Source organism: Cohnella sp. GCM10027633, assembly GCF_042675445.1.
GTDB lineage: Bacteria > Bacillota > Bacilli > Paenibacillales > Paenibacillaceae > Cohnella.
Genome location: NZ_JBHTGV010000002.1, coordinates 398,894 through 424,621, shown reverse-complemented (window position 1 = coordinate 424,621; position 25,728 = coordinate 398,894). Strand labels below are relative to the sequence as shown.

Annotated in this window: 17 protein-coding genes; 3 read left to right on the top strand and 14 right to left on the bottom strand. The window is 53.2% G+C overall.

The features are described 5' to 3' along the window. Positions 1-68 precede the first annotated feature (68 nt). The 9 genes from ACFQZG_RS06375 to ACFQZG_RS06335 all read right to left on the bottom strand — a co-directional run bounded on the left by ACFQZG_RS06375 (position 69) and on the right by ACFQZG_RS06335 (position 15,655). Positions 69-1,700: a helix-turn-helix domain-containing protein gene (locus ACFQZG_RS06375; protein WP_378150723.1), complete on the bottom strand. Its 1,632-nt coding sequence runs from the start codon at positions 1,698-1,700 to the stop codon at positions 69-71. Further along, positions 1,678-3,435: a sensor histidine kinase gene (locus ACFQZG_RS06370; RefSeq protein WP_378150722.1), complete on the bottom strand. Its 1,758-nt coding sequence runs from the start codon at positions 3,433-3,435 to the stop codon at positions 1,678-1,680. Before ACFQZG_RS06370 ends, ACFQZG_RS06375 begins: the two co-directional genes overlap by 23 nt. A gap of 185 nt (positions 3,436-3,620) precedes the next feature. Next, a complete protein-coding gene (locus tag ACFQZG_RS06365) occupies positions 3,621-6,428 on the bottom strand; it encodes a glycoside hydrolase family 2 TIM barrel-domain containing protein (protein ID WP_378150721.1) in 2,808 nt (935 codons plus the stop codon). Between the two features lie 43 nt (positions 6,429-6,471). Next, positions 6,472-8,064 carry a response regulator transcription factor gene (locus ACFQZG_RS06360; RefSeq protein WP_378150720.1) on the bottom strand — a complete coding sequence of 531 codons (1,593 nt, stop codon included), beginning with the start codon at positions 8,062-8,064 and terminating at the stop codon, positions 6,472-6,474. After that, the gene (locus ACFQZG_RS06355; RefSeq protein WP_378150719.1) at positions 8,061-9,854 is read right to left on the bottom strand and encodes a cache domain-containing sensor histidine kinase; all 1,794 of its coding nucleotides are present in this window, start codon (positions 9,852-9,854) and stop codon (positions 8,061-8,063) included. Before ACFQZG_RS06355 ends, ACFQZG_RS06360 begins: the two co-directional genes overlap by 4 nt. Before the next feature lie 79 nt (positions 9,855-9,933). Further along, entirely contained in the window at positions 9,934-11,643 is a 1,710-nt protein-coding gene (locus ACFQZG_RS06350) for a type 2 periplasmic-binding domain-containing protein (RefSeq protein ID WP_378150718.1), read from the bottom strand. 72 nt (positions 11,644-11,715) lie between these two features. After that, on the bottom strand, positions 11,716-12,612 hold the full coding sequence (locus ACFQZG_RS06345; RefSeq protein WP_378150717.1) for a carbohydrate ABC transporter permease: 897 nt from the start codon (positions 12,610-12,612) through the stop codon (positions 11,716-11,718). 3 nt (positions 12,613-12,615) lie between these two features. After that, entirely contained in the window at positions 12,616-13,506 is an 891-nt protein-coding gene (locus ACFQZG_RS06340) for an ABC transporter permease (protein ID WP_378150716.1), read from the bottom strand. Between the two features lie 163 nt (positions 13,507-13,669). Beyond that, positions 13,670-15,655, bottom strand: coding sequence for a beta-galactosidase (locus ACFQZG_RS06335; RefSeq protein ID WP_378150715.1), 1,986 nt, complete (start codon positions 15,653-15,655; stop codon positions 13,670-13,672). Between the two features lie 116 nt (positions 15,656-15,771). Between ACFQZG_RS06335 and ACFQZG_RS06330 the strand changes: the two genes are divergently transcribed. From ACFQZG_RS06330 to ACFQZG_RS06320, 3 genes are all read left to right on the top strand, one after another. Continuing rightward, positions 15,772-16,614, top strand: a complete 843-nt coding sequence (locus tag ACFQZG_RS06330) for an AraC family transcriptional regulator (protein ID WP_378150714.1) — start codon at positions 15,772-15,774, stop codon at positions 16,612-16,614. Between the two features lie 32 nt (positions 16,615-16,646). Then, positions 16,647-16,892 (top strand): glycoside hydrolase family 2 protein, encoded by a 246-nt coding sequence (locus tag ACFQZG_RS06325; protein WP_378151587.1) that lies wholly within the window; start codon positions 16,647-16,649, stop codon positions 16,890-16,892. A gap of 142 nt (positions 16,893-17,034) precedes the next feature. Further along, entirely contained in the window at positions 17,035-18,135 is a 1,101-nt protein-coding gene (locus tag ACFQZG_RS06320; protein WP_378150713.1) for a GerAB/ArcD/ProY family transporter, read from the top strand. 13 nt (positions 18,136-18,148) lie between these two features. Here ACFQZG_RS06320 and ACFQZG_RS06315 read toward each other — a convergent pair whose 3' ends face one another. The 5 genes from ACFQZG_RS06315 to ACFQZG_RS06295 form a co-directional block, all read right to left on the bottom strand. Next, positions 18,149-19,330: a Ger(x)C family spore germination protein gene (locus tag ACFQZG_RS06315; protein WP_378150712.1), complete on the bottom strand. Its 1,182-nt coding sequence runs from the start codon at positions 19,328-19,330 to the stop codon at positions 18,149-18,151. An 83-nt stretch (positions 19,331-19,413) separates the two neighbouring features. After that, positions 19,414-20,886, bottom strand: a complete 1,473-nt coding sequence (locus tag ACFQZG_RS06310; RefSeq protein WP_378150711.1) for a spore germination protein — start codon at positions 20,884-20,886, stop codon at positions 19,414-19,416. A 173-nt stretch (positions 20,887-21,059) separates the two neighbouring features. Next, positions 21,060-24,224 (bottom strand): alpha-mannosidase, encoded by a 3,165-nt coding sequence (locus ACFQZG_RS06305; protein WP_378150710.1) that lies wholly within the window; start codon positions 24,222-24,224, stop codon positions 21,060-21,062. Positions 24,225-24,332: 108 nt separating this feature from the next. Continuing rightward, positions 24,333-24,848, bottom strand: coding sequence for a DMP19 family protein (locus ACFQZG_RS06300; protein ID WP_378150709.1), 516 nt, complete (start codon positions 24,846-24,848; stop codon positions 24,333-24,335). 15 nt (positions 24,849-24,863) lie between these two features. Continuing rightward, positions 24,864-25,616, bottom strand: a complete 753-nt coding sequence (locus ACFQZG_RS06295) for a stalk domain-containing protein (protein WP_378150708.1) — start codon at positions 25,614-25,616, stop codon at positions 24,864-24,866. Between the last annotated feature and the right edge of the window lie 112 nt (positions 25,617-25,728).

Sequence of the window (25,728 nt, the reverse complement as noted above, 5' to 3'; positions counted from 1 at the left end):
ATTTTATCGAAACCGCTTACACGCATACTATTTCAAACTTCCGATATCGCTTGCACTTTCACGACTCCTTATTGCGACCGATATTCTTGCGGAGTCATACCGGTTTCCTTTTTGAAAAATCGGCTGAAATATCCTGCTGTCGAGAACCCCAGCTCTTTTGCGATATCCTGAACTAGAACATGCTGATCCGAGAGACGCTCTTTCGCTTTTTGAATTCGTAGCATGCCGATATACTCGGTTAACGTACACTTCTCCGACTGCTTGAACAAACGTGCCATATAATCCGGGTTTAAGTGTACGAGCTCCGCCAACCGAGGAAGCGACAAATCTTCGGATAGGTTTCCGTCAATGTACGACTTAACCGTCTCAATAGCATCGCCCCTCATCTTCAAGGCGTTGGCAGTATAATAATCGCCTAACGTTACGGCTAACCGCTCCAACGCCTTGATCGCATCTTCAATGGAACCATTAATCGCAGGCTGCAGCAGTCGATCGATTTGTTCTTGAATGGAAGAAAATCTTCGCAAACCATAATTGTTCACCACTGTCATGAAACGAAGGACCGTGGCGTAATGCATTTCAAGAAATCGATCTCTATTAGCCGGCTGAAGGGCGAGCGCGCGTAGCTCAGAAAGTACCTGTTGTACTTCATTCCTTCGCCCCGTCTCTAAATACGTATCAAGCAATGATGCTTTTTTGAGATACAATTCAACTTGGCCTCTCGAATCTGCCTGTAAGATTCCTTCCATGAGAAATGACATATTGCGCTCTTTAACGATAATTTGCTTCTCTCCGTAGAAATGGGACAACAGTCCATGAAGCTTAGCGAACTGTATGGGAACTTCATTCAATCGCATGGCCTTCGCCCCGATTGCAAAAGAAAAGGTGTATCCCGTCGACTTGTCCGCCGTCTGTGAAATCGTCTCGAACGAGCCTTCTACGAACGAACGAATCCGATCATCGGACATATTGGCTTCCTCCGCGGGTTGAAAAAAAATAACGAACAACTCCCGCGAATAGACAACATGATCGAACCGGATAAACGGCGACAAAAATCTTCCGCAAACGGAGGCGAGGGCAGCGAACAAGATGTCTTTGTCTTTGATTCTGATGGCGTTTCCATCCGTATCGAGCCGACCGATAACTAGCCATATTCGTTTGGAAGCATCTATTGTCAAACCTAACGTCCCGAAGGCTGACTCGGTCATTTCGTTCTCGGGCAATTGATCTTCCAGCAGATCCGTAAAATACATGGATCGATGGTGCGCGATCTGCTGCCGTCGAATGTCGTTAGCTTTTATCAATAATGAATTCATTTCCGTTCTGGCTTCGAGGTCATCTATGGCTTGACGTACCGAAGATAATATTTGATCGTCGCCTTCCGACTTCAATACAAAGTTCTGCGCACCGTTTTTAACCGCATGATGGATATAATGAAAATCGTCAAAACCCGTCAAATAAATGATGCGGCATTCCGGCCAGCTCTGCCTAACGATATCGCCGAGTTCAAGCCCCGTCATTTTGGGCATTTTAATATCGGACATGAGAATGTCGATTTTACGATCGCCCAGTACGGCAAGCGCTTCGCGGGCACTGGAAGCCTTATATAAACTAAGACGGTCGCCTTCTTGTTCAAGAAGCATTTCGAATAAACCATCTACGATTAGCTTTTCGTCGTCAACGATCAACATCCGGTACATCCGACTCTCCCCCGTTCCATTTGATAATCATGCTGACTTTTACGCCCCCAAGCTCGCTTCGTTCAACCTGAAGACCGCTTCCGGCACCGAACATAAATAAAAGTCTACGGTGTATATTCAGGATAGCGGTGACTTCTTGGGAGTAATCCACCTCCTGAAGGACTTCGTTCATTCGTGCAAGTTGGAGTTCCGCATCATCTCCGTTATCTTCAACGGAGATGATTGCGCCATCCGAACGTGCGCTGAATGAAACGCGAAGTAATCCTCCTTCGTCCACGTTTTCGAGACCATGGACGAAGGCATTCTCGACCAACGGTTGCATGATGAGTCGGGGAACGCCAATCGGCTTTAGACGATCGGGTACTTCCTCGAAAGACACCGATACGCGATCCGAGAATCTGGCCAACTGCAACATCACGTAATTACGTGCATGTTCCACTTCCTGCTCCAACGGAACGGTGTCTCTAGTGCTTCGAGTAATAAATCTGAAATATCTAGCCAGTTGATCCGTAAAACGAATGGCCTCGTCAAACTTGTCCATTTTGATTAATCGGGTAATGCTAAAGAGGCAATTGTATAGGAAATGAGGATTTATTTGAGATTGCAATTGCTTGAGCTCCGCATTCTGACGTTGAAGTTGTTGATTGTATACTTCGTCGATCAAAGCTTTCAATCTCACGAGCATTTCATTGTAACGTACGTACATGTAGCCGAATTCGTCGTCCGTATCGTGTCGGATCGTAAAGTCGAAGTTCCCCTCCTCCACATACCGGAAAGCGCGGACGATTTTCACGAGCGGTTTGTTAATCGCACGGTTTATATAAAATAAGAAGAACGCTACCGCAATGAAAGCCACAACGAAAAACAACCAGAACCATTGAATATGCTTCGTTACCTTATGGAACATGGTCTTCTTATACAAGTATTGATCCGCGAAAATTCCTGTTTCCGTTATGGCGGAACTAACGCGAATATAATCGTTTCCGACGGTAGCGATATCCATAGTCCCGCGTCCATTCGCAGTTCCAACCGAAGACTCTTGGCTGTCTAACCGCTTACTGAGCTCGGGCTTCTGGACAATGATAATATGTCGCTCGTCGGATAAGCCAAGATAGATAGCTCCTGTGTAGTCGCGACCTATGGCAGATTGTAAGGTCTGACGAATCTCCCTTTCGCTGAGCTCGACTTCCACGATGAGATCAGGCAATCCATCCTTAGAGCTTTCCAGAGGATACGCGACCATTAATAAGGTATTGCGCTCGAATATGACCTTATAAGGAGAACGTAATAGATTAACTGACAATTTACGCTCATCCAGTTCGCTGTACCCATCTACAGCGGAGATTTGTATTCCGAGACGGGTAACGTAAATATGAACGTCTGCGATCATTTCGCTACTATTCTTTATCGAGAACAATTTCGACCTGATGGAATTAATCAATTCGATTCTTCGGTATGGTTCCAATACGTCGTAAGCACCCATTAGTCGGATTAGCATGTCATCGTTCATCGTTTCGTATTGCAACGCGTTGAAACGTTTGAACGTATTTTCCAACTCGTTCACGTAATTGGTTGATTGCGTTTCCGCCGACTCCACGATATCGTTTCTGAGCATCGACGTTCCCCACTGATATAGGAATCCCGCAAGCAAATAGATCGGAAGCATCGCGACTACGAAGGCGACGATAAGTCTGAAGTAGATGGATTTATGCCATTTTCGATTGGACTGTCCCACATTGCCGCGCTCCTCGCATATGAATCGTCGCACTATTATAGTCGTCCTAATGATTGGCTACAATGCAACAATCCCGACTCTGCTTTCACTTTTCAGACTTTCTTCTAAGCGCAAAAAAAAACAGCGGTAGCCTCAGACGCGCGAGGCGTTCGAGGCTCTGCTGTTAATCTGAGCGGTCTTCATGCTTAACCTAGCAACCGGCCTAGTTCGGATACCTCCAGCCGAACGGATGGCTGGCACTGTTCAGACCGGACATATCGGGCAAGGCTGTGCAAGAACTGCCGCCCTTCCGGCGTCTCTGCCGCGCCGGCAGCATCGAGCGCGCAGATGACTATGCTGCCGTTCAGGACGCGGCATTCGAACAGCAAGCCCAGCTTGTGGTTGCGCTCGAAATTATCGATCGTCTGGACGATCGGCTGCAGCTCCCTCGGCATGTCGTCCAGGATGAACGAGCGAGAACGCATCGCGATGCTCCACCATGGATAGGTCGAGTGCACTTTACTCGGGAATTGCTCCAATGCCGGATGCGCATTGTCGATCAACAAGCCTAGCGTGCCTACGGGCACCGGCTTGTTCATGCTCTCGGAGATCGAGCGGAACATCGGGAAGCACCAGAAATCCGTGCAATAGGTACCCTCTATCGTATGGGCGAGTTCGTCGGGCTTCGCCATGAACAGTACGTTCTCTCCTAGCTCCAGCAGGGAGAGCGCCTCATCGGACAGCGATTGGAACAGATGCACGCCTACCAGGTCTGCAACTGACTCCACGCCCTTGGGATAGATCCACAGATCGTACGATTTCGCAATGTCCGTACCCGCAATGTCTAGTGTCAGGACGACGTTCGTCATCGCTGTCACGTCCGGCATGTCGCATGCGATCTCGCCCAAGGCGATGTAATGCATGCCGTCCTTCGCCGCTTCCGCAAGCTTACCGCCGGCGATGACGCGCTGCCCCTCCGCAAGCGTCCACGACAGTTGCACACTGCCTAGCGGGGAGGACCGGAAGTAGGCGAGTTCCACTGTAGCGCTAAATCGCTCGCCGGCGACGTAATTGTACTTCTCGAATCGGCCGAGCAGCACGGCATCCGAACAGAAGCGCCGCCATTCCTCCGGCGAGATCAGCCCCTTGGAATCCATGAACGCGTCCAAGACCCCCACGAGCGCCGTCCCCTGACCGCTGAAGTCCTGCAGGTCGAGCAACTGGAAGCCTGCTAGGCGTTTCGAACGGAAGGCTGCTTCCAGTTCTTCCTTATAGCAGGCTACGGCGAGCTGCCCCGAGCTCTCGAAGAAGCGGTCCGCCAGATGGCCCATGCCCTTCGTCTCGAGCCGGTCGCGGAACGTCTCGAAGTTGCGCGCTTTGAGCGGCCCCGTATATTTCTCGATTTCCCCGAACCGAGGATACATGGCATATTGTCCGATCTCATGCGAGACGACCGGCAGATGCGGGATCAACTGCTCCCCTGCCGCTTCCGTCTTCACCGTACGAGTCTCGGTTCCGTATTGGATCTGAATCGTGCCGCCTTCGGTCGTTACCTCGTCCGTACCCGACGTCTTGCGGACGGGGACGATCTGCTCGTCATAGTCCTGCATCGTGCCCGGCCTGTCCGTCTGCACGTGGCCGAGCGGCGCGTCGCACATCGCATACGAACCGCGGAATAGACGGTCCCGCGAGAAGCGCACGCCGGTGAAGAAATCCTCTTCCTCGAGGATAGCCGGAACGAACTGGAAGTTGTTGGATCCCTGCGTATAGAGATGGCGGTCATCATACTCCTTATAAGCCTTCAGGATCCTGTTCAGCGTGGACTTGCTTCCCCAGAGCTCGTTGCCGAGCGACATCATGACGAACGAAGGGTGGTTGCCGAACGCACGCAGAATGCGGAAACCCTCTTCGATCAGGTAGTCCTGCTCGGCCTGGTTGTGCTTCTCGTCGCCTTCCTCGGTAATCGTCCCCCAGAAGGGCAGCTCCGGCTCCATATAGATCCCGAGCATGTCCGCGGCTGTAAAGGCTGCTTCCGGTGGGCAGCAGGTGTGGAAGCGATAGTGGTTAATGCCGTAGGACTTGGCGGTGCCGAGCACGTCTAGCCATTCCTCTACCGTCGTCGGCGCGAAGCCGGTCCGCGGGAAGATCAGCCCGTCATGCTTGCCCCGGAGGAATGTCTTCTTGCCGTTGATCGCGAACTTGTCCCCGTCAGCCTTGAATTCACGAAGGCCGAACAACGTCTCGTACGTATCTTCCTGCTGATCGTCGCCCGCGAGACGAAGCGCAAGCCGGTACAGATGAGGCTCCGAGTCGCTCCAAAGCTTCGCGTCTTCTCCCAGCTCGTAGCGAACGACGAGCTCGCCTGCCTTCACAGCGTAAGACATCGGTTCCGCGCTGTGCCCGCTTCCCCCATGAACGGCTGCTGCCGATACGGTCAGCGATCCTTCCGGCTTTCCGATCACTTGCGCGCGTATGGTAACCGACTTGTCTCGAGGCTCAGGGTACACTTGCACGTCATGTAAATATGCAGATCCGTGAAATTGCAGTTCGATTCGGCCGGTGATTCCGTTCCAATTGGTCTGCGTATCGCGTGAAGTCATGTGGCCGCCCTTCGTCGGGTAGTCGGTATTATCTACCCGGATCGTGACTCGGTGCTTCCCGCTCGTCAGACCGCCGATCGCATGGAGATGCGGCGTGCACAGACTGTTCTGCATCCCGATCTCGCGGCCGTCGACCCACGCGTTCGTCACGCGCGTCCGTTCGAGATACAATGTGCAGACGACGCCGTCCAGTTCTTCCGGGATGTCGAACTCTCGAGAGAACCAAGCATAGCCTTCGAATAGATATTCATCCGTAAGCGAGCCTGTCTCGAATACCTCGTTCCGTTCGCCCTTCCGTGCGTATGAAGTCGTCCCCGGCAACGTCATCGTGTCGCCGAAAGGTTGACGAAGCCCTTCCTTATTCGGGTCCAAATGCAACTCCCAAATGCCTTCCAAACCGATTCTTGCCAACATGCTGTCATTCCCCGATCTTAGCGCATATTCAACGCATCAGTAGTCATTGCCAGTGGTAATCCCTGTATTCCTGCGGCGTTCGACCCGTAAACTTCTTGAACAGGTAAGCGAAATACGCTGCCGTCTGGAAACCTACCCGTTCTGCTACTTCATAGATTCGTATCGTCGGATCCTGCAGCAATTCGATCGCCTTGTTCATACGGGTCTCCTGGATGAACTCCGACACCGTCTTGCCCGTCTCCTTTTTGAATAGGACGCTCAAGTAGCTGGCATTGATGTGATACAACTCTGCCAGATGCTTGACGGTCACGTTCTCATGCAGATTCTCCTCGATATAGGCCGCTATCCGGCGAATCAGATGATGCTGCCGATTCACCTGTTCCGTCCGTTCGACTGCCGCATAATGGCCGAGATACTCCAGCACCAGCTCGCGCACCGAGGATGCCCGATTGCTATCGATCAATCGCTGCATGACCGATACGTTCCATTCGGACGCAGACGCCCCCGTCTGTTTCTGCATCCGCATCAATTCGCTGATCAACCCGATCCCGAACGCTTGAATATAGGAGAACGGATGCCGCGTCTCCAACATGTCGAACACGTTTCGGGTATATTCAAGTACCTTGTTCGCATCGTCCGACTCCGCCAACATCCGAACGATCTCCGGGATATATTCCTCCCTGACCCGATAATCTTGGAAATCCATCTCGTCCAACCGGTCCTCATACAGCAGTTGCCCGCCTTCGATTAACCGAGCTCTTGCCATCATGAACTTCACTCTCTTATAGACAAGCGGCATCTCGCCCCACTCCGCGAACTTGTGGCTGACGCCGACCGTGATGGTTGAACCGTACTGTTCCTCCATGATGCGCTGAATGAAGGCGATATGCTTCTCCGTCATGGCCTTGGCTTCCGGCGTCGGATTCAGATGCATGGCCAGCACTTCGTCCGCGCCGATTCTGGCTATAATAACGGAAGCGATATCCGATAGACCTACGCTTACCGCTCGTTGAAAACCCGCGCCGCGAACGACCCGGCCTTTGGCCTCCAGCCCGACGTCCATGAATCGATCGTATCCGAACACGGCAATTCGTATTCCGCCTATTAAGCTTGGCAATTCCAGTAATCGGCTCCAGGATTCCATCATGTCGCTATCTATTGCCCCCTGAATCAAATCGTGGGCGAATCGCTCCTTCACGGCATCCAGGCTATCCGTTACTTTCTCCTGCAGCTCGTTCGTTTCCTTCTCGATGCGGCGCCTCTTCTCGATCGCTATGCGAAATGCGGTCAGTTTAGCTTCTACTTCATCCACCTTGATCGGCTTCAGCACGTAACCCTGCGCCCCGACGTGTATCGCTTCCTGTACGAATTCGAACTCGTTGTAGCCGCTGACCATCAGAACCTGAACTGCCGGATCCGTTTCCTTGCATCGGGCGACCAACTCGATACCGGTCATGACGGGCATCGATACATCCGTAATCAATACGTCAACCCGATGCTCGCTCATAAGCCGGAGCGCCGCATCCCCGGAAGAAGCCGACAGCGGCCGGGCATATCCGAGCAATTCCCAGCTTACATGGCGGATCAGCCCCTGAACGTGCATCGGCTCGTCATCCACGACCAGTGCTTGTATCATGCGTCCTCCTCCTTCCGAATTTCCGGCCGTTCGGCGCATGCCGGTATCTCGATCGTCACACGCGTCCCGAAACCCAGCTGGCTGTCGATCGCGAATCGGCTCTCGTTGCCGAAGTACAACCGCAAACGCTCTCGAATGTTGGCAGTGCCGAAGCCGTTACCCGAACCTGTCCGATCGCCACGCTCAAGCAATGCCAACGTCTCCAGCGGAATGCCTGCGCCGTTGTCCTCTATTTGGAATCGAATACGATCTCCCGCGCATCTAGCCGAGATGCGAATAACAGCTTCTTCCTTGCTGGTGATCGCACCATGTACATAACAGTTCTCAACGATCGGCTGCAGGAGCAACTTGATTGTATAGAAGCTCGCCGCAGCGGGATCGATATCCCATTCAATGCGCACTAGCTCCGGGTATCGCAGCTGTTGAATCTCCAGATATGCCTGCACGTGCTGCAGTTCGTTCTCGATTCTCGTCACGTTGATCGTGTTGTCGAGGGCCAGCCGGTAGAAGGTAGTCAGGGCGTCGATCGTGCGAATCTGCGTTTGGTCGTTCAGGTCCATCGCGCGCCACCTCACCAAGCTGAGGGAGTTATAGATGAAGTGGGGATTAATCTGAGCCTGCAGTGCTCGGAATGATTGCTCCCGTTCCTTCAGCTTGACCTTCGCCACATCCACAACCAGCTTACCTAGCTTCCCCGACATGGAATTGAATAGAATCTCCAGCTCGCCGAGCTCGTCCTTATCCCGGTTCATGACCGACACGTCGAACTCGCCCTCCGCAATATCGCTCATTCGGTTACCTAGTTTGCGGATGCGCCAGACGACATTCTTCATCACCGTCATGACCATGAAAGTGGATAACAGCAGGAAGAATACGATGCTCCCGATAATCCCGTACAAGATCCATTTCGACTGGCGTTCCAACTGATCAAGATGGATGACGGCAGCGACGCTCCAGCCTGAGCCGATCGACTGGACGAAATACTGGCTGCCATCCATCGCGGTGCCGCCTCCGCCGGATATCCCCTCCGCAAGATCGCGGATCGGCGATGGCCCGATCGACGTGCCGATCTGCTCTCGGTCCGTAGCCGCGATGACCCGGTGCTCCGCATCCAAGATATACAGTTCTCCCGCGCCGTTGAACGGCTGCTCGGTCAGGCTTCCGAACACGGTATCGTAATCGAGCTGCAGGAAGACAATGCCTAATCCGGCTCCGCTAGCGGCAATTATTTTATGCGTGATGACAATGTCCTCCGACCTGCCTTGCACGTTCACCCAGCTGTATAATCCCTTCGAATCCAGAGTCTGTTCGTACCATAACGTCTCGGACTTGCCCGCAAGCAAACGATCCTCCGGCTTCCATAGAAGCCTGCCGTCTTGGACGAGCGTCGGATTAGCATGATAGATACGGAAGTTCTCGATGCCCGGCATATATTTGCTGGTAGACAGGAAGGCACGGTCGACGTATTCGACCGTATTCAGCTGATCGTACATGTCTTCGTGTTCGCGGGCCAAGCGCGCAACCAACTCTCCGTCCATGGCCGTTCGAACGGCCAACAGGTCATACCCCTGCTTCCGGAATTCGATATTTTGGGCCGTCTGCCGAACCGCTTCTTGGATCGTGACCATATAATTGCTTCGTACGCTCTGGATAGCGTAATAGCCCGCGGCGATGCCGAGTATGATCGTCGGGACGATTACGATGAGACCGAATAGAAGCAAGATTTTTCCTCGAAGATGCAGCGTGCTCGTGATCCTGATGGTGATTCTCTCGATGAACCTCAGCAGCAACGCTGCCACCTCCGATCCAGTAACCGTAGTTAAGAAAAGGCAAAGGGAGCAACCCCTTACCGGGATTGCTCCGATCACTCTAGAATTCGCCGTTAGTTTGTACGAGTTCGTCGTATGATGCTTGCCATTCTTGCTTCAACTCAGACCAATGCGCACGCTTCTCCAATTCATCGGTGAAGGACTTCCACGCGCTCTCGAATTGCTCGTCGTTCTTGGCCATTATCAACTTGGCGCGATACGACTTGCGCAAGTTCTCAAGCTCTGGTCCGTACTTCTCCCACGCACCGCCGGCCTTCGCCTTTACCGTGTCATAGAGATGCGCCGTGCGGACAGCTCCCATTCCGCCGATCGTCTTGGTGAACTCATGGTTCTTAGCGGCGCCGGCGACGCTCACTTCATTGTTCCACCAAGGGTACCACTCGTTGCTATACGAAGAGAGCTGGTACAGCTCCGGCGTAACCGTCGACTTCTGCGCCGGATCGCCGGAATTACGCGGCCCGCTGTACTTCTCGTCGATGTACTTCCACTTGCCGAGCGGTTGATCGATCCAATCCCAATACACGCCGGCTGGACCTTCATTGATCACTTGCTGCATCTCAGCTTTGGGCTGCAGCGAATAGTCGAGGAACTTCAAGATCGCTTCGAGATTCTTCGTTTCCTTGTTGATATATACGTCGTAGCCAGGGAATGGACTGACAATCGTATTAAACCCGAGCGCTTCGACGCCGTCCACTTTCGGGAACGGCACAGGTTGATAGTACCAGCCTACTTCCGTCGGTCCATCCAGCACTTCCCATGCCGATGCATCGATATTCCAGAAGCTGCCGACATTAAGCGCCGTGCGGCCGGATTTGTTCTTCTCCGTGTAGCGTTCCTTCTTATCCGTAACGACTTCCGGATCGATCAGCTTCTCCCGGTACATCTTGTTCATCCATTGATAAGCTGCCTTGTAGCCCGGATCGTCATAGAGGAGAACGAACTCCCCATTCTTCTTCTCTACCGGAATGACGCCGCCCGCTCCTCCCGTCGTTACGCCGAACGCTGTAAGCACCGCATTCTCGTCGTTCCAGCCGGCCGAATCGTTCTGATCCATCAGGAAGCCCATTGCATTCAGCGTCTTGCCGGACGCGTCCTTCAATGTCGCCGCCTTGGACAGGAACGTCTCAATGCCTGCGAGCGTAGACAGATCTTCAACCTTCATGCCCGCCTGTTCGACGACGTCGGTACGAACCATCCAGCTGACCGACGCCCAGCCCGGCCACGGATCGCTAGGGTTCTGGTCGAACCAGGTCGGAATCGACCAGATATGTCCATCTGCGTCACGCATCTGATCCAGATATTGCTTCGGAATCGCCGCCAGGCTAGGATACTTGTCCGGCATCTCGAAATATTGCTCGAGCGACTGAATCTGGTTGGAGCGAATCATTGCGTTCTTCACCGTATCGCTGCGCGAGAATACGGCGGCGTCCTTGAATCCGCCTGAATTTAGCCGCAGGTTCAGCGCCGTCATGGCGTCCCCTTGCGTCGCTTCCACCTTGATGTCGATCTTAGGCTCCTGCTCGCGCCAATATTTCTGAACCAGATTATCATTGTTAACGGTTGCCGTCCAGCCCAGCCACATCTCGAATGCTTGGGTTCCTTGGACAGCCGCTGTCGTTTCTTGCCCCGCCTGCGTCGTGCTGCTCGCCGCGTTATTGTCCTTGTTATCCGAATTCGAGCACGCCGTCGCGAGAACCAGCATTGCCAGCGTGCCGGCAACCAAGCTTGTCTTTGTTATTCTCCTCTTCATGTGCAACCTCCCCATCGTTTCTCATTAAAGTAGTTGGTATGTGATGATGCCTTATACCCGGAATTGTCGGCGCTAGCCTTTGACCGAACCGATCAGTACGCCTTTGACAAAATATTTCTGAAGGAACGGATACACGCATAAGATCGGCAGAGCGCTCACCATAACGACCGCCATCTTGATCGACATAAGCGTGACATTCTGCATCTGCGAACTCCTCGCCAGCGCTTCTTGGTTTGAATTGGAGCCGAATACGGCTGACAAGTCGGACGCGCTGAGCAACTGTTGCAGGAACGTCTGGACCGGAATGAGCGACTGATCCGTGACGAAGAAGGCACCTGCGAACCAATCGTTCCAGTGGCCAACGGCCGTGAACAACCCCAACGCGGCCAGCATTGGCTTGGACAGCGGCACGATGATCCGGAATAGGATGCGTACCGGGCCTGCGCCGTCCAGCTCAGCCGATTCGATCAACGCTTCCGGAATACCCTGGATGAACTTCAGCATGACGAACATATTCCATGCCGAGAACATACTCGGGATGATATATACCCAGAAGTTATTAACCAGTCCGAGATTGTACAGTTGGATGTAGAAAGGAATTAATCCGCCGTTGAACAACATCGTGATCAACACGTAGCTTAGAATTGCCTTGCGCATCGGCAACAGCTTATACGAGAGTCCGAAAGCCACGAGCAACGTGATGAGAAGTCCGGCTACCGTACCGATGACCGTCCGGCCGATCGTAATCCAGTAGGCATTCCGTATGATCTGATTGCCGAGTACGATCTCGTAGTTAATCCAGGTGAACGATCTCGGCCAGATGTAGACGCCGCCTTTCGCGGCATCCGCTCCTTCATTCAGCGACACCGCCAGCATATATAGGAACGGGTAGATAACGGACAAGCACAGCAGCGACAGCAGGACGACGATGACCAGTTGTGCGACCTTATCCTTATATGAAATGATCATCGGTTACCAAAGCCCTTCGCCGTTGATTTTGCGAGACAATTGATTCGTCGTAAGGACGAGAACCAGCGCGAGTACGGAGGAAAGCAATCCGACCGCGGTCGCCATGCCGAAGTAGCCTTGCTGCAGTCCGCTTCGCAGTACATAAGTGTCCAATACGTCCGCGACTGCCATATTCGCCGGGTTCATCATCGGATAGATCTGATCCATCCCGACCGTAATCAAACTCGGAATGCTCAGGATGAGCACGATCGTAATCGTCGGCATAATGCCGGGAATCGTAATGTGACGAATCTGCGCCAGCTTGCCAGCCCCTTCGACCTTGGCCGCTTCGTAGAGCTGCGGATCGATCGTCGTGATCGCGGCCAGATAGAGAATCGTATTCCAGCCGACCTCCTTCCACAATCCGCTTCCGACGATCATCGGCCGGAACCATTCTTCCGACCCCAGGAAGAAGATCGGCTCGCCGCCCGCCTTGGTGATCAGATCGTTGGCCAGTCCGCCGTCCAACGTGAGGAACGACTGAAGGATGTACGCAACGACGATCCAGGAGAAGAAGTGAGGCAAATAGCTGACGGATTGCACGAACCGCTTGAACCCCATATGCCTAACTTCGTTAATTAAGAGCGCGAGCAGGATTGGCGCGGGGAATCCGAAGATGAACTTCAGAACCGATATATAGAGCGTGTTCTTGACGACGACCCGGAACTGGTCATCCTGCAGGAACGAGAAATTGTCTAACCCTACCCACGGACTATTCCAGATCGACGAACCGATTCGGAAGTCCTGGAAGGCGACTTGGATGCCCACCATCGGAATATAGTTGAACGTGAATAACAATGCGACTGCCGGCAAGATCATGAGATACTGCCATCGGTACTTGTATAGTCTGGCCATCGTGTCCCTCCCTTTGACTCTATTGTAAGCCGCGCTGAAAGCGCTCACCATACAACGACGATTGGTTTTCCATCGCGATCATTGGTTTCGTGCCCCAAGGATGAGAGAAGCCCGGGACGCAATGTCCCAGGCAGAATGTAAGTCATTATATAAAACATTGAACTTATAAAGTTAGAATATCTACTCCCAGAGCCGGCAGCATTATCTTCTGCTCCGATCTCTCGCTCGTCAATAAGCTGCGATAGGGTACGTCGAGCGTGATCTCACGTTCCTCATTCGTTAAATTGATCAGGAACAGGAAGCTTTCCTCGCCTTTCGTTCGAATCGACAGCTCGACACCTTCCGGCAGTTGGAGCTTGGGCGTCAATTCCTTTTCCCTCAATATGCCTTCGAACAGTTGATAGAAATACGATGGTTCCGGCCAAGTGCCGATATAATACACTTCACCTTCACCAAACTTATTGACGGTAACCGCAGGCACGCCTTCGTAAAAGTCGTTGTCATACCAAGCAATCGGCTCTGCTCCCCTCGGCTCCAGCAGATCGCACCATTGCTTCGCAGCGAATGTCTGGCCCTCCGCGTTCCGAATTCTATGCTCGCTGTCGCCGATTGCATCATATTCACTAACGACAACGCCTGCCGCTTCAGCCAGCAGCCCGGGCAGAGGCAGCATCTCGCATATATTCCTCATGTTCTTCACGCCTGTCCGATTAGTGAGGACGACCGTGCCGCCGTCGGCTGCGAATCGCTCGAGCCGATGCGCTACTTCTTCGCTTAGCAGGAAGAGGGAAGGAACAATGACCAGCTTGTAGCCGTCGAGCTCCTCGGTCCAGTTGATAATGTCCGTACCGACACCCATTTTAAGAAATGCATTGTGCATAGCCGACAAGTTATCAATATAGTGCATTCCCCCCTCCGCTTGTGCCTGAAGGGAAAGCGCCGTATGTTGATCGTGCGAATGCAGAATCGCAACTTGAGTAACGATTGTCGAGCCGGCTAATCGTTCTCCTACCCGGTTCACCTCGCGAGTAAGCTCCGCGAACTCCCTGAACCTGCGTCCAGGAACATTGCAATGGTCGATAAGCCCATGCCAGAATTGCTCGGCTCCGACGGTAGCGCTCCGCCAGCGGAAATGGACGACCATATCGGCGCCGCGGGCGATTGACTGCCAGGAACGAGCTCGGATCAGACCGGGATACGGGGTGCGCTGAATCGGCATCCAAGCGCCCTGCGCTCCGCTAAGCTGCTCCATTACCCAGAAATTTCGGCGCTTGATGCCGCGAACCAAGTCCAGCGACAGCGCTCCGTTCCGCGGAAAACGATCGCCATAATCGCGATGCAGCTCATTCGGATAATAATCGATAGAGGCGAAGTCCAGTACTTTATAGAGGTCATAATAGTCCAGGCTATTCGGATATTGCCACATGTTATTCGTTACGAATTGACCCGGACAGTTTCTGCGCAGAATTTCAAGCTGCCATCCCTGCAGATAGCCTACGCTGTCCGAACAGAACCGCTTGTACTCCAGAAGATAGGAAGGATTCTTCATCTTGCTGGTACCGAGCGGCGTCGTTACCTCTGCCCAACTGCTGTACTCCCCGCCCCAGACGACCGTACCCCACTCCCGGTTCAACTCTTCCAGACTGGAGTAACGTTTCCGTAGCCAAGAGGCGAATGCGCGATTGCAAGTATCGCAATGGCATTCCTGGTAGTGCATCTCGTTATCGATTTGCCATCCAATGACGGCGGGATTATTCGCGTAGCGCTGCGACATGGCTTCAATAAATTTGGAACCCAGCATTCTCAAGGAATAGCTGTTATTGCAACGATGTCCACGAACACCCGGCCGAATGATGTGACGTTGCTCATCCATTGGCAGCACATCCGGATAACGGGAAGTCATCCAGTTCGGCGGAGTATTGGTGGGCGTGCATAACACGATCTCCATGCCGCGGGCGGCGAATACTTCTATAGCCGCATCCAACCATTCAAACCGATAATCACCTTCGGTCGGTTCCATTCGGCTCCAGGCGAACTCCGCCATTCGCACGACAGCAACACCCGTCTCTTGCATAAGCGCTGCATCTTTCTCCCATAGCTCGGGAGTCCATTGCTCCGGATAATAATCAATTCCGATTTTAACCGTCATCTTGTGCCCTCCTTTATCCATCAATATATTGCGATTATATGCTATAGTAATTGTTGTGAATATCTTAAATAATTAATACTATATAACAATATTAAGGTGACGGGAGAGTTGGACGAATGCCTCATCCCAATCGCGCATTCCCGGTATTATACGGCCGAGACAAGCAGCTCCCTTTTTATTTGCTTGGCATTGGTCTGCATCATGATCAGGAGCACATACGCCGAGACTTGGGCATTCAGGATTATCAATGGATTCAATGCCGCAATGGCGAGGGCAGGTTTAAGCTAGATGAAACGGAACATATCGTCAAGCAAGGCATGGGCATGTTGCTGTTCCCCGGCCAGAAACACGAATACTATGCTTTATCGGGGAGATGGGAAGTCGACTGGGTCATCTTCGATGGCAGCGGAATAGCCAGCTTGTTTGAAACAGTCGGCATTGTAGAAACATGCGTATTCACGCTCTCATCGCCTGAATACCTTCAATCCCGATTGCGAGAACTGCTGCAAGCTGCCCTTACGCCGCAAGAGCATACGTTAAGCAATTACGCCTGTTCCGCCATCCTCTATACGTTATTGACAGAGATTATTCAACGTGTCTCTATCGAGGGGAGCGATACCGTCGGGCAGCAGTATGATCGATTAAAGCCGGTCTTGGATTATATTGATAAGCATTATGCAGACGAGATTTCTTTGCAGACGCTCGCCGAACTGATGTGCGTTACGCCGGAATACTTCTGCCATTTGTTCAAGAAGACCACCGGCATTCGTCCCATCAGCTATGTCAATCAGGTAAGGATCAACAAGAGCAAGGAACTGCTGCTCGACAATGCGCAACGGGGGATGCAAGAAATCGCTCGTCAAGTCGGCTTCGAAACTGCCAGCTATTATGGAGCAATATTTAAGAGTCTGGAACGGCTCACACCGGGCGCCTTCCGCCGCAGTTATCAGAAGTCGTAGCATAATAATGTACAATTGCGGTCGGGGAGTAAATCGCAGCCGTCGTCGCCGACGAGGAAGACCACTACGCCGTTAGCCTAAGCGCCGAAGCATTCGCCAAGTTCGTATCGCTTGATCTGCGCGATGCGGACGCGTCATGGAGCGATAACGTCTTCGATCTCTCTGCGTCCAGCGCCAAGCGGGTTATCGTGCCGAAGAGCAGCCTGTCGGTACCGCTAACGCTGTCGCAATTCCGTGAACAGCTTGTCGTCCGCAGTCTATTCGACACGTACGCCTAAGCGCATGAGAATTCGCAAGCCCCCGATCATCCTTCTATAGGCAGGATCGCCGGGGGCTTTCGATGTTTTCTCTACACGTTTAAGCGGGTTTCGATAAGCCGACACTTGGAATTAACTTATTGAAGCCAGGGGTAAAGCGCAGATGCAAACGACGGAAAAAATCACGGGTGTCGAGTTAGGCTTGCTGCAATTTACTTTTGTCGTCTCCACGATCATCCTCACTATTCCTGGCGTGATAGCGGACTTTGCCGATCAGGCCGCTTGGCTGTCCGTATTTCCCGCCATTTTGTCGGGACTCTTCAGCATATTAGTGATGACCGCGCTGGCAAACCGTTACCCGGGTTTAACCATAATCCAATACAGTTCAAAAATCATAGGGACGATCCCCGGCAAATTGCTGGGGCTGTATTACATCTATTTTTGGTTTATGTCCATATCGATCATGACCACTCAACATAACATGTTTATTAATACGTTTTTATTGCCGATGACCCCCTGGATCATTGGGAGCCTAACTATCTTGACTGTATGTGCGCTAATCGTATATAAGGGAATCGAGGTCCTCGCAAGATGCAACGGGTTTCTTACGCCTCTGATTCTGCTCTTCTTGATTCCTCTCTTGTTACTAGCGGCGAGGGATGCAGATCCCGGGCATCTAAAGCCGATTATAGGACATGGATTCTTGCCGATCCTGCAAGGGGCAGTCGGTCCGACTGGAGCCTTCACGAACCAAATATTCATATTGGGATGGTTGCTTCCCTATTTGAATCAACCGAAAAAGGCGTTCAAGGTTAGCTTGTTCGCGCTTTTCGGCATATCAGCGCTAATATTGACCACCATCTTGGTAACGATTATGGTGCTTGGCCCTCTGTCGGGTAAGCTAACCTATTCTTTTCTGACCGTCATCCAATACGTCGGATTCGAAGGTTCGCTCGAACGGTTGGAGGCGCTAGCTGTTTCGATGTGGGTGACGGGTACTTTCGTTAAATTGTCAGTATCGCTGTTCATCCTAAGCATAAGCGTCAGCCAGTTATTCGGAATCGATAATTATCGCGACATCCTGATCCCGTTAACGCTGTTATGTATCGTCGGTTCGATATGGGTTTTCGGCAATAGTGCGGAGTTGATGAACTATCTGACTTACATTTATCCGATTGGAGGTTTTCTTACGCAAAGCCTCGTTCCTCTTGCCCTGCTAATCATCGATATCGTCAAAAGAAAGACGCGCAGCTCACGGCTTTAGAATCTTTGCGCGATCATTTCCGAATCTCCTTTTCGGTTAATTGCAGCGATGGGCCCGCCATCCCGGTTCCTCTTATCTTCAGCTTTACGTCAATCGAAACGTCCACATCCGAGAAGGTTTTATCCCATTGCCCTTCCATCGTTCTCCACTTATTAGGATGGCTTCTGAAAATTTCCCTGCCGAAGCCTAGGCAATCTATCCCGTACTGTTTCTGGACTTTCGTTAACATACTTCGCACTTGGTTCTCAACCGAGATTTCCAGTTCTCGCTTTATGAATTCAAGATTTGCCTGATCTCTGAGATCCAAAGAGGTATTATTTTCGACGATGCTTCCATCCCCCCGCAATACGAGGTGGATTTTTACTTGGTCATCCTCATTAAGTTGAATGTTCATTTTTCGTTTGACTTGGTTTAAGAACATCCCCGCATTTCCCTTGTCTTCTGGCAATGTTGCCGTAACTCTGCTGAACTTCAGCGTGTTCGTAACCCATGAAAATGCGCTTGTCTCTTTTTCGTTTAAATATCCGACCAATTTAAAATGGTTGAACAGAGCCGATCCCCCTGATCTAAAAATCCGGTCATCCTTCTTCCCCATGGAAGAAGCGTCTTCGGACTCGATCACGCCCGATACCGGATGGATCCCCTCGCTTGACGACGCAATGAAAAAATCACGCAGCGTCACCGCCAATTCGCCCTTTAATTCTTCCATTTCTTTAACGGCTTGAATAGGTGCTTGCTCGAAGGGGTATTTCGTATGCAATATACTTTGCGCCTTCCCCCCTTTCACCACCATGATATAGGTTTTCAATCGATTGCGAGGGTCATGCGTAAAGGTATCCAGCAGGTCTTCGAACCCGCGCCTGGCTAACGATTCACCGATGAAAATGACGCTGCGATGGGCAGTAAACAATCGTCGAGAACTTTTACTTTGAAGCTTTTGCAGCACTTCATTGGCATTATCGCCAACGGCGGAAATGACAAAAAACGGCTCTTGCCGGCCGCTCCCTCCGGTTCCCGGCCCTCCCTCTCCTGCCGATGTAAGCGCGATCTGCAATGCCGCCTCGTATTGCCCGTCATCCGTTAAATCCAATGCCGTACCGGTGATGAACGCAAGATCGTTAATTTCAATGCGGTCCCAACATCCGCTTAACAACAAAACCGCTGACAGAGAGCCTATTATGAGGAACCGTTTCAAACTGAAGTTCTTACCTCCTTTCGTATTAGGATGAAACCTTTGCCAAGATCGGCCGGCGATTTACTTCGCCTGGGACTCGGCCGCTAACCCTTGGGTTCACGGTTCCGATTGTCGGGTGCCGTCTGTTGCAAATGGTGCTTGGAAGCCCATTTAGGCGCTCTGAACAATACATTTTTCAAATCGACGAGCGTAAAGGGAGTCGGTGCAAAATAGGTAACGCCGAACGAACGAAGGGACGTGATATGCACCAGGATTACCAGAAACCCCAATATCACTCCATATAACCCGAGCGTACCCGCTATGAAAATCATCGGAAATCGAAGTAAACGGATTCCGCTGGCTAAGCTGTACCGTGGAATAGTAAACGTTGCGATTCCTGTAATGGATACGATAATAACGACCGGGGCGGATATAATCCCCGCCTGCACGGCAGCCTGACCTATGACCAACCCCCCCACGATACTGATCGCTTGTCCGATCTGCTTGGGCAAGCGAATCCCTGCTTCCCGCAATGCCTCAAAAATGATTTCCATCAAGAAGGCTTCGACCAAAGCCGGAAAAGGAACGGGCTCTCTGGAGGAGGCAATGCTAAGAACGAGATTCGTCGGGATCATTTCCTGATGGAAGGTCGTTATCGCCACGTACAGGGAAGGCGCAAAGATGGCAAAGAAGATGAACATGAACCGGATCCACCGCGTAAAGGTCGCGATGGGCCAGCGAACGTAATAATCCTCGCTTGCCTGAAGCCCGGTCCAGAACGTCATGGGGACAATCAAAACAAATGGAGAGGTATCGACCAGAATGCCGATTCTTCCTTCTAAAAGCTCCGAAGCCACAACATCCGGCCGTTCCGTGCTATGGACTTGAGGGAAGAGAGAATAGGGATCGTCCTCGATAAATTCTTCTATGTAGCCGGAATCGATTACGCCGTCGATTTGAATCCGGGTCACCCTTTTCCGAATTTCATCAAGCATGGATTCGGAGGCAATGCCGTCGATATAAGTGATGACTGTTTCGGTTTGGGTTAACCGCCCAATCTTGAAGGATTCGGTCTTTAGTCGCGATGACTTGATTCGTTTGCGTATCAAGGCGATGTTCGTGGAAATACTTTCGATGAAACCGTCTCTCGGACCTCTGATAACGGGTTCGGAAGTCGGCTCTTCAGGACTCCGCTGCGCAGCGGAGCCCGAAGACTTGACGATAAGCGCATCGCTTTCCCCGTTCGTAAATAAGGCTGCATGGCCCTCTAGTACATAACGGACGATGTCGGAAATCGTGGATGCGACCGTCGTGGATCCCGCGGAGACCTTCTCAACGCTCTCGTCTTCCGGTTTGACGTTGATTAGCGGCTTCAGAACATGATCTTCAATCGTCTTTTCTTCGACCAGGCTCGAGAGGTAGACGATCAGCCACCGATTCTGACCGGCCAGCTGAACGTCACGGAATACGATATCGGAACAGCAATTAAAGATTTTTTTGAACGCCGCTTTGTTCAACTCCACATCCGTGTTTATAGCCTCATTGGCTACGGCTTCGGAATGATATTCCTCGAGCATCACCGGATTCCTGGAATTGCGCGACCTATTCCATAACCTGAACACTGAACTGCCCGCCCTCCGAAAAACAAACGATTAGGAGTAGTATCCCTAAATTCCTATTCACCATTCTTTAGGATATAAAAAGAAAAAGCCACCCTTAGTAGAGTGACTTCAAATGAATCATGTTACTATCAGAACCAAACCTTAACCGTAACGATCTCGAAAGCCCCGATATCGAGCGCCGCTTCCCCGCCGACGACCGGCAGCTCGCGAAGCTCTTCCTCGAGCATGTTCGTCAGCGCTACCCGGCTTGGCGCGACGCCGAAGCGCAGCTTCGCGCCCTTGACCGCGGAGCGCTCCGCCTCATAGAGACGAATGACGTACGCTTGGTCGTCTTCCGCCGGCTTGATCGCCTCGATGATCACGTTCGGCGCGTTCACCTGCGCGAACGAGCGGAACGATGGCGCGGCGCGGCCGGCAACCGCGACGACCGGCGAATTGAGCTCGTATGCCGGTCGGATGACCGTCTCCGCCCCGAATCCGCCGCCATGCGGAAGCAGCGAGTACGTCATCTCGTGGATGCCCGCGTCTCCGCGCGGATCCGGATGCGTGCCGCCCTTATGCAGCGTGAGCTGAATGTCGGAGCCTTGCACGGAAACCCCGTATTTGCAATCGTTCAAGAGCGCGACGCCGAACCGATTCTCGGACAGATCCGTCCATTTGTGCGCGCACACCTCGAACATCGCTTGGTCGTACGGCGTATTCGTATGCGTCGGGCGCTCCACATGCCCGAACTGCACTTCGTGCCGCGCGTTCATGACCGACACCGCGAGATCGAAGCTGACCTTCAGCAGTTGGTGCTTCTCCTTCCAATCGACGACCGTCTCGAAGTCGACCTGCGCGCGGTCGGCATGGAACACGATGTCCTGCTTCAGCGTCGAGCGATGCCCGATGCGGTACTCGCTGCGGACACGCAGTTGAAGCGGACCGTTCGTTGCCACTTCGCGGCCGACGAGATCGGTCTGTACGTCGAGCTTGCCGAACACGTCGCGGTCGATGTCCCAGTTGTCCCATGATCCCGGCAAATCTTCGCCCATCAACAGCGCGTTCAGCGGGCGGTCGCCCCGAACGAGCTCGCGACCGGACGCCTTGTCGACGAACGAACGGATATAACCGGATTCGTCGAACTTCACGACGGCGTAAGGCGTCTCGACCCGGTCGCCTTGCGCTAGGAACGGCGACTTCGCGAACGCCGCCATGCCTGGCGCAGCCTGCAACGCAATCGTCGTCGCGCCGAGCCCCGGTACGACGGCGCCGCCGACGAGAAGCTTCTCGCGGCCCATGACGTCGACGATACGCTGACCGACGAGCAGCGGGTCCGCCGGCGCGATCCCCGCGCCTACGCCTTCGAGCGCGATCGTATCCGAACGGTCCCAACCGAGCGTATTCCATACCGTCACCGCATCTCCGCCCGAAACAGCAGCCAGCTCGGACAGCCGCGAATCGGTAAGCTCCACCGTCTCGCGAATGACCTCTTCCATCTCGGCGATCGCGCGGTCGTGCACTTCCGGTATCGAAGTGCCCGGCAGAATATCGTGGAACTGATTGATCAATAGAATCTCGTAGATCTCGTCGCGCCGCGACGAAGGCTTGCCGTGTCCTCCCGACCAAGAGAGCACTTCGGCGAATTCGAGATTGCGCATCGCGAACTCCGCCTTCCGGTTGTTGCGCTTGATCTGGTGCATCTGCGTCAGCGTCCCGCGGTGCGCCTCGAAATACAGCTCGCCGACGTACGACGGGATGTTGACCGAGGTGGCCTCCAGCTCCCGCATGAACGCGCTGACCGTCTTGTGCTCCGTCCGAGGAACGCCTTCCAGATCCTTCGCGCGCCGCGCGGATTCGATCATCTCGAATTGCGGACCGCCGCCTCCGTCGCCGAATCCGTACGAGACGAAGCGCATGTCGTTGACTTGCTTATGCATGATGTTGTTCTGCTTGTTGCCCCGCGGACCGTACACCCGGTCGATCAGCGTGCCCGCGTCCGGCCAGCAATGGATCGTGTTGAAGTGGGTCAGCACCGTCGTGCCGTCCAGCCCGCTCCACCGGAACGTATCGTAAGGGAATATATTCGAGTCGTTCCAAGACAGCTTCGTCGTCAGGAAGTATCGAACGTGCGTCCCCGCCATGATCTGCGGAATCGCCGCGCTGTAGCCGAACGTATCGGGAAGCCAGAACGTATCCGCGGTATAACCGAAATGCTCGCGCGTATAGCGCTGACCCTTCAGAAATTGCCGGATGAGCGATTCCCCGGAGACGAGATTGCAATCCGACTCGATCCAGACGCCTCCGTTCGGCTCCCAGCGCCCTTCGGCGACGCGGCGTTTAATGCCCTCGAAGATATCCGGATAGTGGCGGCGCATCAGCTCGGCATGGAACGCGGAGCTCTGGATGAACATATACTCCGGATACTGGTCCATCAAGCTGAGCACGTTCGCGTACGTTCGCGCGCATTTGCGAATCGTCTCGTCTCGCGTCCACAGCCATGCCGTGTCCATGTGCGAGTGGCCGATGATAGCGGCCTTCGGCGCGGAATCCCCGTTCTTCTTGGCGAGCAGCGGCGCCATGACGTCGCGTGCCTTCGCCAGCTTAGGCCGCCATACGGCCTCCGGCACTTCGTCTTCGGGGGACTGCTCCAACAACGAGAAAACCTCCAGGAGAGCGTTCGTGATACGGCCCCTGCGGAAGTCGTCCACCCGGTCCGAGCCGACGATCTGGTTCAACGCTCGCAGATCGAACACGAAGTCTTTCACGTCTTCCCGCCGCAGCATGACGTCGATCGATTGGTAGGAGCGCTGCGTGCGCGTCGGATACGCGTCCCCGGTCTGGAACGTCTGGTACGGCTGCGTCCCGACGACCGGATGGCCCGCGTACGTTTCGAACGCGAGCTCGTAGGAATCGCCGCCCTTCGCGGATTTCGCGAGCAGCAGCGTATGGTGGTTGCCGCGGCTTTCCGCGTCCTTGGCATGCGTATAGATGCCGCTCGGCACGCCGTTCACCCAGAACAACGCCTCGACCGCGTCCGTCCGCGCCCGAATATATACATTCTCGCCGTCAAGCGACGGCGGTATCTCATAAGTCCCCTTGAACCAAGCCGATCCCCAAGGCTTGCCCCACGTCTGTCCCGCCTCAGCCGGTTGCCAGCCTGCGCCTTCTCCGGGAACTTCGTACAGCTGTTCTTCCGTCTCCAGGAAGCTCATCCGGGCTTCCCCGACTTTAACGAACATGTGCGGCGTGTAGATCTCTTCCAGCTTCCTCAGCTTGCCTAGCGTCTTGCCGATATGTCTCTCGTGAATCATCCGTATATCCCTCCATAAGGACGTAGAAAGCGCCATGATACCTTACTCTAGCACGCTCTACGAAGGGGTTATACGAGACGATCCCAGCTATTCCGGGGCAAAATTGGCTTATTTGATATCCGCCGATAAGATCTCGGCGAACTCGTCCCGATGATTCGCGATCCAATCGTTCATCCGCTTAATCGTCAACGGCGTTAACGACCGGTAGTTCGCGTACATCGTCTCGATCTCGCCGCGCAATCGCGCGTCCGTCTCGAGGTCCGCCACCGTCGCCGAGCGCCATTCGTCATCGTGCCGCAGCTTGCACTGCACGACACGCTCTAGCCGCGTCAGCAGCTCGGCGAGCTCCGTATCGCCGAAGTAACGCAGCCCCCGCACGATATCGTCCCAAGATCGGACTTCGGAGATGTAATACGAGGCGAACCAGTAAAATTCCTCGAGCGTGCCGGCATGATTATGATAGGCGTAGAACAGATACAGCGCCTGTTGTCCTTCCGTCAGCCGGAGGAACATGTCCCGTTTCTCGTTCAGACTCTTCCCTCTTACCGCCAGCAGCATCGGCTCGATGCACAGCCAGCTTAGTTGATCCGACGTAAGATCCTCGCGATTAATCGTTGCTCTCATTACATACCCCCTTGCCTATTCGACGGTAATTTCGATGGATGCTTGCAGGTCTCTTGTGCTCTCCGCGACGAACTTCTTATCTAAACTGTAATAGGCATCCGCGGTAATCGAGTATATACCTTTGGGGAGTACAGTCGGACGAATCCCATTGTTCATATACTCCTCCCAGTCTCCGCCCATCTTGTACGCCTTGTAGGAGAAAATCGCCAGAGGGTGAAGGCTAATATTGTATTCATCATTCTTATTGAAAGTACTCGTCTCCAAGGACAGTCCGGCTAACGTTACATCCGAGAAGCCATCTTCGTCTTTCAAATGAATTAACGCGAGCGCCGTTCCATGGTAGACCGTAATCGGCTCGTCCTTCTCCCTGGTCAACCGAGCCCATACGCTGATCGGCTCTCCCTCTGCATAAACGGATTTTTGCGAAAAGAGTCTAATCGTGAATTCCTCGTTCGAGGCTGCCGCTTTGACTTCGGGTATACCTGACGGCGGGTGCGGTACGTTATCGACATAGACAGACCGGTCGGCCGGATCATAGCTCGCGACGCCCCCTAAGTACTCGCTGATTTTGCGCAACGGCACGTACGTCCTCCCTTCCACGTTCAGCACGGGCGGATCGCCCTCTCTCGCTTGAACCGGCACGTTATTCACGATCAACCGCGCATCCTTGAAAATCTCGGCCCGAATCGCATCTTCCGATGCCTCGGCCGTCGTGGCGGTACATAGCACGAATAAGAGCGCCGCCAACGCCGTCTTTTTTCCGATCATGTGCTTCCTCCTCTATCAACTTCATCATCCATATGTTAGCAGACAATCACATAAATGTGGGGGATTTTTACTTTTCTTTAAAATACAAACAAACCGACTCGATAAGGAGTCG